This is a genomic window from Salinisphaera sp. (genome assembly GCF_002729955.1).
GTDB lineage: Bacteria > Pseudomonadota > Gammaproteobacteria > Nevskiales > Salinisphaeraceae > Salinisphaera.
The window spans coordinates 168687-180512 of sequence record NZ_PBYA01000032.1 but is presented as its reverse complement, the minus strand read 5'-3'; the positions used below and the strand labels follow the sequence as shown (position 1 = coordinate 180512).

The 11826-nt window shown below is 63.3% G+C and carries 9 protein-coding genes; 4 read left to right on the top strand and 5 right to left on the bottom strand.

Annotated elements, in window-relative coordinates:
• The first annotated feature begins 17 nt into the window (after positions 1-17).
• The 4 genes from CMN27_RS09890 to CMN27_RS09875 are packed head-to-tail and all read left to right on the top strand — an operon-like array spanning position 18 to position 3521.
• Complete coding sequence (locus tag CMN27_RS09890) at positions 18-1160, top strand: ABC transporter permease (protein WP_293626017.1); 1143 nt, start codon at positions 18-20, stop codon at positions 1158-1160.
• Positions 1161-1163: 3 nt separating this feature from the next.
• A complete protein-coding gene (locus CMN27_RS09885; protein WP_293626015.1) occupies positions 1164-1961 on the top strand; it encodes an ATP-binding cassette domain-containing protein in 798 nt (265 codons plus the stop codon).
• A 25-nt stretch (positions 1962-1986) separates the two neighbouring features.
• Positions 1987-2970, top strand: a complete 984-nt coding sequence (locus CMN27_RS09880) for an MlaD family protein (RefSeq protein ID WP_293626013.1) — start codon at positions 1987-1989, stop codon at positions 2968-2970.
• Positions 2967-3521, top strand: a complete 555-nt coding sequence (locus CMN27_RS09875; RefSeq protein ID WP_293626012.1) for a PqiC family protein — start codon at positions 2967-2969, stop codon at positions 3519-3521. Before CMN27_RS09880 ends, CMN27_RS09875 begins: the two co-directional genes overlap by 4 nt.
• Positions 3522-3946: 425 nt before the next feature.
• Here CMN27_RS09875 and CMN27_RS09870 read toward each other — a convergent pair whose 3' ends face one another.
• The 5 genes from CMN27_RS09870 to CMN27_RS09850 form a co-directional block, all read right to left on the bottom strand.
• Positions 3947-4876: an OmpW family outer membrane protein gene (locus CMN27_RS09870; RefSeq protein ID WP_293626010.1), complete on the bottom strand. Its 930-nt coding sequence runs from the start codon at positions 4874-4876 to the stop codon at positions 3947-3949.
• 78 nt (positions 4877-4954) lie between these two features.
• The gene (locus CMN27_RS09865; RefSeq protein ID WP_293626051.1) at positions 4955-8425 is read right to left on the bottom strand and encodes an Ig-like domain-containing protein; all 3471 of its coding nucleotides are present in this window, start codon (positions 8423-8425) and stop codon (positions 4955-4957) included.
• 501 nt (positions 8426-8926) lie between these two features.
• Positions 8927-9808, bottom strand: a complete 882-nt coding sequence (locus tag CMN27_RS09860; protein WP_293626009.1) for an alpha/beta hydrolase — start codon at positions 9806-9808, stop codon at positions 8927-8929.
• Positions 9805-10686 carry a DMT family transporter gene (locus CMN27_RS09855; protein WP_293626008.1) on the bottom strand — a complete coding sequence of 294 codons (882 nt, stop codon included), beginning with the start codon at positions 10684-10686 and terminating at the stop codon, positions 9805-9807. The genes CMN27_RS09860 and CMN27_RS09855 overlap by 4 nt, the downstream gene beginning before the upstream one ends.
• A gap of 37 nt (positions 10687-10723) precedes the next feature.
• A complete protein-coding gene (locus CMN27_RS09850; RefSeq protein WP_293626006.1) occupies positions 10724-11794 on the bottom strand; it encodes a putative zinc-binding peptidase in 1071 nt (356 codons plus the stop codon).
• Between the last annotated feature and the right edge of the window lie 32 nt (positions 11795-11826).

The following is an 11826-nucleotide window of genomic DNA, read 5'->3' as shown; positions in this document are numbered from 1 at the left end:
TTCGCTATCGAGCCTTTGTGCCGCAACCCGCGTCGCCCATCTCGACTTTGTATCGTATTGAAGCGCGCCCCGACGGGGTTGCGCTCGTACTCGCGGGCGACTGGGGCGCGTCGGCGCAGCTGCCGACCACGCAGCGGATCGTTGCGGAAGTGCTTGGTGCGCGCACGCACGACGCCGCACCCGTGGTCATCGATGGGACGGAACTGGCGAGTGCGCACCCGCGGGTCGCCGCGGTCGTGTATGGCGTCAATGAGCAGTTGCGCATGCGCTCTGTCGAGGTTCGGTACGAAGATTTACCAGATAGCGTACATGCGCTGGTGACGTTGGCCCGCCCGGCCCAGCCCGAGGAAGGCAGGCGCGATCGTGCGCACTGGCTCAATAGGCTGGGTAAACGCGGCGGTCGGCGCGTCGCGTCGGTTGCAGATACGGCCGAGCTGATCGGTAACGCTTTTGCTGCCACGCCCAAGCTCGCGGTTGGCAAGGCACAGGCGCGCTGGGTCGATTTCATGGCGCTCATTCGCGAAACTGGCGCCGCCTCGTTGCCGGTCGTCACCGTGGTGAATCTGTTGATCGGTGCGGTTCTGGGCTTCGTCGGCGCGGTACAGTTGGCGACGTTCGGCGCCGGCCTCTATCTGGCCGACCTGGTGGGCATTGCGGTCGCTCGCGAAATGGCCGCGATCATGACCGCTTTCATTATGGCCGGGCGAATCGGTGCGACGTTCGCCGCGCATCTTGCCACCATGGAAGCCAACGAAGAAATCGATGCGCTGCGCATGATCGGCGTATCGCCGTTCGAATTCCTGGTATTGCCACGTTTGACGGCGTTGACGTTGATGATGCCGCTGCTGTTTCTCTATGCCGCGGCGTTGGGCATTGGCGGCGGCATGATCGTGGCCGATGTCGTGCTCAATACCTCGCCCGCGAGTTTTCTCGGCCGCCTGCAGGATGCCGTGGCCATGCGGCATTTCGTGATCGGTTTCATCAAGGCGGTCTGTTTTGGTGTGTTGATTGCCCTGGCCAGTTGTTACCTGGGCATGCGCGCAGGGCGCAATGCGGCCGAAGTCGGGCGTGCCGCCACGCGCACGGTCGTGGTGTCGATTATCGGCATCATCGTGATCGATGCCATATTCGCGCTTTGCACGAACGCGCTGGGGGTGTAAGCGGTGGCTGAACTCGATTCGACCCAGCCGGTGCCGGAGCGCGGCGTTGCGGTACGCGATCTCACCCTCGCCTATGGCGATACCGTGGTACAGCAGGATCTGTCGTTTCACGTGCAGCCCGCCAGCATCTTCGTGATCATGGGTGTATCCGGCTGTGGCAAGAGTACGCTGCTACGCCACATGATCGACCTGGAGCAGGCCGAGCAGGGCGATGTGGTGTTCGATGGCCACCGGCTATGGACCGACGACAGCGCCGAACGCGCCGCGTTGCAGCGTCGTATCGGTGTGCTGTTTCAGAGCACGGCACTCTGGAGCTCGATGAGCGTCGGCGAGAACGTCGGCCTGCCGTTGCAGCTGCATACGCGCTTGAGTGCTGCCGAAATTCGCGATCAGGTGGCGTTCAAGCTTGCCCTCGTCGGCCTCGCCGGTCAGGAATCACGAATGCCCAGCGAACTGTCGGGCGGTATGCAAAAGCGCGCCGGTCTGGCCCGTGCGATCGCCCTCGACCCGGACTATTTGTTCCTGGACGAACCCAGCGCGGGGCTTGACCCGATCACCTCTCAGCGTCTGGATTCACTGATAATGAACCTGCGCGACGCCCTGCAATTGAGCGTGATAGCGGTCACGCATGAGCTGCCCAGCATCTTTACCATCGCAGACGACAGTATCTATCTCGACAACGAAAGCCGCCGCGCGATTGCGCATGGTGATCCGCGTACGCTTGCGGAACATGCCGAACACGCACGCGTGCGGGCATTTCTCAATCGGCAGCCGATAGTGGCCGACGACGGCCCGTCGTAACGTCATCTCGACCCGGGGTTCTCTAATGGCAAGCAACCGCAGCTATACGGTTATCGGTCTGTTCATGCTCGGCGCGATCGTACTGACGGTGATCGGTATTCTCGCGCTCGGCGGTAACAAAATCTTTTCGAACAGCCGCCAGGCGATCATTTTCTTCGATCAATCCGTGCTCGGTCTGACCAACGGATCGAAGGTGCTGTTTCGCGGCGTGCAGGTCGGCACCGTGAAGAACGTGCAGCTGCGCCTGGACCCCAATGTCGGCAAGGCACGCATCGGTGTCACGATCGAGATGGCCGGCAACAATACGGTGATGATGAACGGTGCCCCGACCAGCGGACAGCTGAGCACCGAAGAATTGGTCCAGCGCGGGCTACGCGCTCAACTCGTGGTCTGGAGCTACGTCACATCACAGCTCGCGGTGAACCTCGATTTCCAGCCAGATACCGAGCCGCAGTTCGCGGCCAACCGCGACGGCGTTGATCTGCCTGAAATTCCGGCTGTGCCATCGCAGATCGAACAGCTCAAGGATACGGTCACGGGCCTGCCGTGGAAGGAAACGCTGGAGACCGTGAACGAAACCATGGAATCCGTTGTCACCCTGGCCAACGACATGGACCAGTTGCTCAACCGAATGGGGCCAAACCTGGAGAAGACAACGAACACCACGCGTGAAGCAATCGCCGCCGCACGTGACGCGGTATACATGAACAGCCGCCAGTTCGAAAAAACGCTCGAGAGCGTGCGTGCGCTAACCGATAACGTGAACACGCAGATCGAATCGCGTGACGAACAGCTCACGCGGCTGCTCGACAATGCCGAAGCGACCAGCGCCAATCTGCAGCAGCTCTCGGAGAATCTGGAGGATCTGACCGACCCCAATTCGGGTACGCGCCAGGACGTGGAAAGCGCAATCCGGGATCTGTCGGCCGGTGCGTCCTCGATGCGGCGATTTGCCGAGACACTCGAACGTGACCCCAACGCTTTGCTGTTCGGTGGAGGCCAGCGATGATGAGAGAACTAGTGCGTGGCGGTGTGACTGCGCTGTTCGTGGCGACCACTGCGGCCTGTAGTGGTGTACCGCCGTTACAACAGGTTTTGCTATCACCGCCGCAGACGGCCCGTGCGACCAGTCAGGCGAGCAGTTGGCAGGTGCGTCGGGTACGCGTGCCTGAGTATCTGGATAACTACGATATTCAACTGCGTACCGACGAATACGTGCTCACGCGCATGCCGAACGCGAAATGGGCCGAACGCCTGCCGGTGGCCATGACCCGTCTGCTGCAACAGACGATCGACGAAAAACTCGTCGGCAATCGCGGGCGCGACTACGAGGTGGATGTAACGGTCGATGCGTTCGAGCCGCAGCCGTCGGGCCAGGTCGTGCTTGCCGCGCGGTGGAAGGTCACCGAGTCCAAGGGCGAAACCGTGGTCGCCCGCGACAACACGGTCATCCAGCAGAACCTGCCGGCAAGACCGCGGGATCCCGCGGCGGTCGGACAGGCGATGTCCGACGCGGTGCGTGAACTCGCCTTCGAGATCGTTGCCAATACCCGCCATTGAGTCTCGCCGCCCAAGGGCGGACAAGTCGACCCTTCGGCTGATCGGGGCGAGGTTGGACGCCTTACTGGCATGATATCGCTGGGCTCGCGACTGTGAGCCAGACAGGTCGACCGTTCAGCTCGGCGTTCGCGAAGGCGGGCCAGGGCGCGGGGGCGGACGCGCAGGCTCGGGGCGGGGAAGTGAGCGCATTGTCGATGGCAGTCGACACACGCTTTGGAGATGCAGGGCAGCCGAACGCCGGTCACTCTTCGCGCTGTCGTTTTCCTGGGTGGGCGCGCAGAGCGCTGGCTTGTGTCGGGTCTTTGCGCTGAGAGGCTGCTTTACCTCTGCCTGTCCGCGCTGATAGTGGGGTACAGACAAACAAAAGCCGCCCCTCGAGACCGAGGGGCGGCTTGTTACCGGGTCGCCGGTGGGGTCCTGTTCTATTAGAAGCGGAAACCCATCGACACTTGATAGAGAACGGCCTTGAAATCGTTGGTCGAGCTTACCGAGCCCACGTTGACCGGGCCGACCGTCGGGCTGAGCGCCGGCGCGTCTACGACGACGTTGTTGACCGTTGCTTCGACTTCCGCACAGCCTACGTACTTCACGTCGGCGGTAACGAACAGTTTCTCGCTGAGATTCACGTCCATGCCGACCTGACCGACACAGGCCACCGGCTTGGTCAGGTTGAGCGTAGGTTCGTTACCGTAGGCGTTGAGAACCTCATTGGTGACGTCGGTATCGAAGGTGTAGAGATACATCGCGCCGGCACCGATGTAGGGCTGGAACATGGTATCCACCCACGGCCGGTAGATGATCGTCAGGTTCGGTGGCAGCGCCTTGAGCGTGCCGATCTTGCGACCCAGTGCGGGCACACCGGTCGGAATGCCGCTCTGCGTTTCCGGTGCGATCGACTCGTTGATCGCGCGGCCGCTGACTTCGAAGTCGAGCTTCAAGGGCGGTGCGAGGGTGACTTCCGCGGCCAGGTGACGACCGGTCTTCGGAATATACATGCCGATGGTGCCGCCGAGCGTCGTCTTGTCGCCCACGGATGAGCCGGTGCCCTCAAGCTCGCTCGAGCCCACGCCGAATGGCTGGGCCGCCAGGCCGTTCGCGTTATCAATTCTCAGCGACGAACTGTCGCCTTCATAACTCAGATGCAGTACGCCGACGCGGTAGTAGGTGTTGTCGTGCGCGTATTTCAGTGCCCGCTCGAAGACGCCGCCGTTGTCGTCGACGGTATCGGTCTGGGCGTTCTGGCTCGTGCCCTGGGCAAAGGCCGTGCCGGCCAGCAGCATAAGGCTCGCGCCGCCCAGGAGTTTTGCCGCGTGCTGGCTCAACCGCCGGCGCGCTGGCTTGTTCTGGTGAATCATCTCCCGTCTCCCTGTTAGATTCTTGTTCGTGTTGGAGGGCGCCGCGCCGGTCTCCCCCGGCGCGGCGGCACTCAGTTGCTAGCGATTCGGAAACGCGCGGCCGCCATGGACCGCATTGCCTACGAGCTGGAACGTGAGTTCAGCAGGCTCGATGGTGGCTGTCGCCGGAATCGGTAACCCCGCCAGACTGGCTTCGGCCTCGAGCTCGATTTCGTTCGCATTCCGCAGCGAAATGACCAGCCGCCCGTTCTGTTCGAACGTCACCGGCCCTACCAGGTTGGCAACGAACTGCTGCTGGTCGAGGCTGACGTTGTCACCGTCCGGCGCGTTGGCCACCAGATTCAGCGACGCCGCGAAGCAGGGCTCGAAGTCGTATTCAACGCCGCCCGGGAACTGGCCCGTACAGCGTTCCACGATATAGCCGGTCTGATTCGGCGTGCCGGTCGGGTTGGCATCCTGGTCGTTCGGGAAGCGCAGCAGTATGCGCCCGGTGTTGATCGTCAGCAGATCCGCACCGGCCAACGTCGCGGTAGCCTCAACGCCGGTCAGGCTGGTGATACCGCCGGGCAGCAACGACACGGGCACGCACGTCCCCGGCGTTTCGCCCACAGCCGATCCGGCGTTGGGCGTGTTGCCCTCGCCGAATTGAACGGCGTCTACGCGCGCGCATTCTGTGGTCGCTTCACGAATCGCAATCGGGCGCGCGAGCGACAGATAGTTCGCATACTTGCCATCAGGGCGATTCGGGTTCTCGATCGAAGCGAGAGCGCCAATGCCGCCGGCCTCCAGCGTCAGCAAGGCGCGATTACCCGGCTGCGGCCGTTCGCCAGCGTCGACGCGGCCGTTACCGTTGGTGTCGGTTTCCGGCAGCGTGAACTGGGTGGTGTAGTAGTCGTTGTTGGCCGCAATCGCGTCGAAGGGCATGACGATATCCGGACCGCCCGCGGTGCCGGTCGACGAGTCGGTCGAGCCGGTGCCGTTGAGCGGGTCGGTGTTGAGCTGTGCACCGTCGATGTCGGCAATCACGCCGGGTACACCTTGGGTACAACGGTCGCCTTCGGTACCGCACACCACGATCCAGTAACGCGTGCCCGCCTCAAGATAGTCGGTCGGGCGAATCGTGAAGGAGCGGGTCCGGTCGTCGCCGGGGTTGGCCAGGGCGATGGCCGCGTCGACCGCGCCCACGCATTGTCCGTTCGCGTCCATCTGCTGCAGGGCGACGCTCGCGCCTTCCACGGCGTTGGGTTCGCCACTGCCAGCTGTCAGGCAGCCGTCGGCCAGCACGATCGTGCTCGCGTCCACGAACTTGGACAGAACGGCATCGACCGGGACATTGACCGGGCTTTCGAACACCGGGTAGTTGAACGCGGCATTGCTGGCCGAGCTGCCCACGCAGTTGCCGGCGGTATCGCCACCCGTGAGGAAGGAGTCGTTCACGTTATCCGTCTCGAGTGCACAAGGCACACCGGGCGATAGGGTGCCGAGCAGCGGCGGCGCGCTGTCAGTGGTCACCTGAGGCTCGGTACGGAAGTTCATGGTCAGCCGTGGGCCGGCTGCGTTGCTGCCGCTGAGCGGGTTACCGTCGAGATCTTCGATCGCGGTGTTGAGGGTGAGGGTGTAGTCCGTATCCGGCGTGAGCAAGCCGACCGGGTCCACGACCACACTGAAGCCTTCGACACGGTAGGTCGCCTCGACGGTGGTGCCACCGCCGGTGAGCTGAATATTCTGCGCGTTGACCGTGTTCGGATCGATCGGCGACGAGAAGACGATCGCCGGACTGGATTCGATCGGGAAGCTGTTGATCGCCGCGCTGTTGTCGGTCTGGATATTGCCGTCGATACACAGGGGTTCGGGCAACACGGTCGGCGCGACGCCCTGGCTCGCGTAAATGGCGTTATAGCCCGCCGAGCCGAAGGCATACAGACAGGCACTGGGCGAGCGCGCGGTGATGACCGGGCCCACCGAATCCTCGGTGCCACTGCCGCCTTGACCATCGGTCGGGTTGGCCGGCAGCACCAGCGTCAGCTGGAAGTTGACGGTGGCGTTATCGGTACGGTTCACGTTGATGGGGAAGGTGCCCAGGGTGCTGATTTCCAGATCGCCGTTGTCGCGCGGTATGGCCAGGCCTGCTGCCTGGATATTGAGCACGCTCTGGTTGAACACGCCGTTGGCCAGCTGCTGGATGACGAAGTTTCGCGAATCCGAGGCCAGGGCGGCGGTTACCAGCGTGCCGATACCCAGATCGAAGCGCAGCTGTACCGCCGTGGGGGTTTCCACGTTGCGGTAGTCGTTGCTCATCAGATAGACGCTGACGTCGTTGATGAAGTTGACGTCGATCGGGCCGCTGTCGATCGGGGTTTCAACGCCCAGTTCCTCGCCGCCGAGGAATAGCTTGAGGCCCTTGAGCTGGAACTTCTGGCCGGCACGAATCACCGCCGGAATAACGTCGTCATAGCCGGCGGTGCCTGGGGTGGCGAGCGTGGTGGCAACGCGGTTGCGAATCGGCGGGTTGGCGTTGGCGTCGCCCGAGCCGAGCACCGGTTGGTCGTTGCTGCCGATCAGCTGCGAGTCGATGTCAATGTTGTTGATCGGCAGGCCGGTCAGCAGGTTGTCGGGCAGATCGGCCACGTCATCGGCCGAGCTGTCGTCTTCGATGACCAGCATCTGGTCGGTTGGCTGATCGCCCAGGGTCAGCACCGTACGCTGCTGGCTGCCTGCGGTCAGAGACTTGCCGAATACCGACGTAATACCGTCCGTCCAGCTGACGGTATAGTTGCCAGGTGCAAGATCCTCGTTGGGATCGAACACGATATAGCGGCCGAGCGCGGTCAAGCGCGCATCCGTCACGGCGCCGTCGGGGCCTTCAACCGTGAAGGTCTGGTTGTTGACCGTGGCGGGGTCAACCGGTTCGTTAAGAATCACGCGAATCGCGTTGAACTGCGTGAACACGCTTTGACGATTGGTTTCGGGGTTCGTTTCGCCCGGGGTCACGGTAGTGACCTGGAAGGCGCCGTCAGCGGGCCGACCTTCGGCCGGACGGCTGCGGAAGGTAAACAGCGTAGCGCCGGCATCGAAGCGGGTATTGCCGCCCGACAGAGCCTGGGTTGCCACGACCGAATAGTCACGGTTCGGCAACAGCGGCCCGTTGGGCACCAGGCGCAGGATGTTGGGTCGGTCGGCGTCGCGTTCGACCGTAATACCCGGCTGCGCGGTGCTGCCGTCGACCTGCAGCTCGAGCGCATCGCTCACGTCGCCGGAAACGCTGCCGTCGAAATTGACGACCATCAACGTATCCAGCAGCACATCCTGCTGGCCGTTGAACGGATAGGTGAAGTTCAAGCCACCGGCGGTGACTTCGCTTCGTGGATTGGACTCGCCGTTGTCGCCGCCACCGCCGCTCGAGCAGGCAGGAAGAACGGCTGCGGCCGCGATGAAAAGCGCGGCCACGGCGAGGCGGCTACGGCGCGGTGGGCGCGTGTTGTACGCGCCGGTGGGCGTCGTGTCCGAGTCCTGAGCGGAATCGGCACAACGCATCCGAAGAGAATGCATCGATAGCACGGCTTGTCTCCCTAGCTGTGAGCGCATCATTGCGACACGCGTTCTTTTTAGAATACCCCGTTCAAGGACGATAAACGAGATTGGAATCGTGCGCCATACAGGGCAGGAATTTATTGAATAAGCTCGATTTTTGCGGCGTTGCAGCAATGCCGCTAAAGCCGGGCCACGAGGCGCTGAATCGCAGGTGTTTCAAGGGTTGCAGCCCGTTGCCGATATTGACGGGTTACGGGGCGGTGAGCTTGGCAGCGACGCTGGCGGAACGTCTCTTTCGCCGTGAAATCGGGTTTCACGCGCATGACCGCGCAAAATCCCGTCGGTAATAGCGGTTTCCGTTCGTCTTGTGCGGCCCTGTCGAGAAAGGATAGCTAAGCGATTGTTTCTGCGTGATGACGGCGGGAGCCGGGCGGTGTATAGGGGTCGCGTTTGTAACAGTGCGATGACCGATAGCCGTCGTCAGTCGCAACGCCGCCTGCAGCGCCGTTGCAACGGAAGTCAGGCGCTGAGGAAGGTAGAGATATGCCTTGCAATGGCCTGGGGTTTTTGCAGATGAAGCATATGCCCACAGCCGTCCACCACGATATGGCGCAGGTCCGCAAAGCAGGCGCGTCGCTCAGCCATTTCGGCTTCGCCGCAGAAATATTTGGCCGGCGAGTCGCCGCCATCGATACATAGCACCGGGGCGCTGACTTCGCGCCATAGTGCCTTGGCTTCAGCGGCCCGAAAGGCATAGGGCAGGGGCACGCGATGCCAGGGGTCGACCCGCATGCGTCGGCGTCCCTGATTGTCGGCGCTTACGGTCCACTGTTCGGCGAGGCGCTGGGTCGTCGAATCGTCGAGTTCCGGATAGCGTGCGGCGATACGCGAGGCGGCGGTCTCGAGGTCGTCGTAGACCTTGGCGGTTGGCGGGGTCGCGTGGGCATCCAGCCAGCGCCGATAGCGGCCGGGCACTTCGCTGGTGTCGCTATCCGGTACGTTCAGGCTGTCGAGCGTGACCAGATGCGAAACCCTGGCCGGCCGGGTACCGGCATAGAGGCTGGCCACCTGGCCGCCCATGCTGTGGGCGACGAGAATAACCGGCGTGTCGGCGCCGACGAGCTCATCCAGCAGGCGTTCCAGATCAAGCAGGTAGCCCGGAAACCAGTAACTGTCGTGGCTCGCCTCGGTCGCGCCATGGCCGCGCCAGTCCGGCGCGATATAGCGGTAGCGTCCCGGCGCGATGGATTGCATGGCATCGATGAGCGCCTCGAAGCTGGCGCCCGTATCCATGAGTCCGTGCAGCAGGACCACCGGAACGCCGTCTGGATTGCCCGTTTCACGGACGGCGTAATCGAGTTCGCCGATTTGCAGCGATAGAAGAGCATCGTTTGAATTCATGATTCGACCTGGAGGAAGCGGCGCGCGGCGCGTCTGTGCACGTAGGCCTGACGCGAATAGAAAATCGACAGGGCGCCCAGAATGATCGCGATCGCGGCCAGCGTGGTGGGCGTTGGCACTTCGCCTAGAAAAAGCACGGCCCACAGCGTGCCGAACACGGTTTCCAGCAGCATCAGCAGGCTGACCTCGGGCGCCGGCAGGTGGCGCGGGCCGAGGCCGATGAGGGCGAAGGCCAGCGGCAGCACGACGGCCATGCCGGCGAGGGCGGCCATGCCCGCCGCGCTCAGAGAAAACGGATGCGCGAACAGGGCGGTGGCAAGGGCGACGAGCAGGCCGCCGAGCGCGAGCCCGGGCAGAGTATCGCCGTCACCGGTGGCACGCATGACCACGAACATGGCTCCGAAAAACATCGCGGTGACGATACCGGCGCCCCGACCGACGAGGCTGCCGGCGCCGCCCAGGGCGATGAGCAAAAGCCCGGCAGCGATCGCGGCGGCTGTCACCCACGTACGCAGGGGCGCACGCTCGCCGAGAAACACTGCGCTGAAAACGGCCGCAAAGATCGACGCCGTGGCCAGACAGGCCAGCGTATCGGCGATGCTGGTATGGGCCACGGTGAATACGAACGCCATGTTGCTGAGCGCAAACACCAGCGCAAGTCCCCAGCCGACCGGCCTTCGCAGGGCCGCGGCCATGACCCGGACATCGCCGCGTTCGCGCCAGAGCACATAGCTGCCGAGGCCCAGGGCGAGGGCCATGCCGCGCCAGAACAGGGTGGTGGCGATATCGGCATCCAGAAGCCGAATGAGCAGCGAGTCCGGACTGAGGACCAGTACGCCCAGGCCGGTCAGCAGCATACCCAGCATCCGGTGGCTCAAGACTGCACGCCGGCGGGGTCGGTCAGGGCCCCCCGTGTTAGCCGTTCGCCGCTATCTCGTAAGGCTCGATCACACGATGGATGAACTCGATCTTGCGGCGCGCCTCGGCATTGAGCACGAAGGGATAGGCGTCGGCCAGACCCATGCTGCGATTGACCGCGTTCATGCCGATGGCCAGATGCGTCCAGCGATGCATCAGGCCGTCGAACTCGCGTGCCTGCTTCTGCCAGGGCGGACGCGCGACCAGCTGATATTCGGTCGCGGTGTCCAGCGTGTCGCGAATATGTAGATAGTGTGCCCACGATTCGGCCCAGTCCTCCCAGGAGTGGGACGAAGCATAGGGGGTTACGATGTGTTCCTGCCAGTCTGCAGGCGCACCGTTGGCGTAGTGGCGTTGCAGCGACTGGCCATAGTCGGCCCGCTCGTCGCCGAACAGGGCACGATATTCGTCGATCCAGGCGCTGTTATCGATCAGCCGTGCCCAATAATAGTGCCCCACTTCGTGGCGGAAGTGGCCGATGAGGGTGCGGTAGTGCTCGCCCATCTGCTCACGCATGCGCGCCCGGGCCACGTCGTCGGCCTCGGCGATGTTGATGGTGATTATGCCGTTGGCGTGGCCAGTGGTGACCTGTGCCTGGCCGGCCAGCGGTTCGGTGAATTCGGTGTCGGCATCGGCATCGGCCATGAAGTCGAAGCACAGGCCGAACGCCGGGTCTTCGTCGCGGCCGATGATCGGCAGGCCGAGCTGGCGCAGATTGAAGATCAGATGTCTTTTGGCATTTTCCAAACGTGCCCACAGCTCCAGATGGCGCGGCACGTCGAGATCCGGGATGGTGCGGGTCAGGCGGCAGGATGGGCAGAAATGGTGCGGCGACTCATCCGGCACCAGCCAGTTGCAGACGTTGTGCTGCGTGTAGTTCTGGCACAGGCGATAGATGCGCCCGGTAACGCTGCCGGATGCCGGCACCTGCCAGCGGCCGTCGCCGACGGGTTCGAGCGCGGTCATGAGCATGGCTTCGGGGGCGAACCCCAGGGTGCGCTCGCACACCAGACAGCGCGTATTGCGAAAGAACAGGGAATTACCGCACTGACAGTAGAAGTCACGCATGACGTTGGAACTTGCCTCGCGGGCTGAAAGAG

What these genes read in the sequence shown, in the direction of transcription:
- CMN27_RS09860 (WP_293626009.1), bottom strand. Translation starts at nt 9,808, where the DNA reads ATGAATTCAAACGATGCTCTTCTATCGCTGCAAATCGGCGAACTCGAT.
- CMN27_RS09870 (WP_293626010.1), bottom strand. Translation starts at nt 4,876, where the DNA reads ATGATTCACCAGAACAAGCCAGCGCGCCGGCGGTTGAGCCAGCACGCG.
- CMN27_RS09865 (WP_293626051.1), bottom strand. Translation starts at nt 8,425, where the DNA reads ATGCATTCTCTTCGGATGCGTTGTGCCGATTCCGCTCAGGACTCGGAC.
- CMN27_RS09880 (WP_293626013.1), top strand. Translation starts at nt 1,987, where the DNA reads ATGGCAAGCAACCGCAGCTATACGGTTATCGGTCTGTTCATGCTCGGC.
- CMN27_RS09850 (WP_293626006.1), bottom strand. Translation starts at nt 11,794, where the DNA reads ATGCGTGACTTCTACTGTCAGTGCGGTAATTCCCTGTTCTTTCGCAAT.
- CMN27_RS09875 (WP_293626012.1), top strand. Translation starts at nt 2,967, where the DNA reads ATGATGAGAGAACTAGTGCGTGGCGGTGTGACTGCGCTGTTCGTGGCG.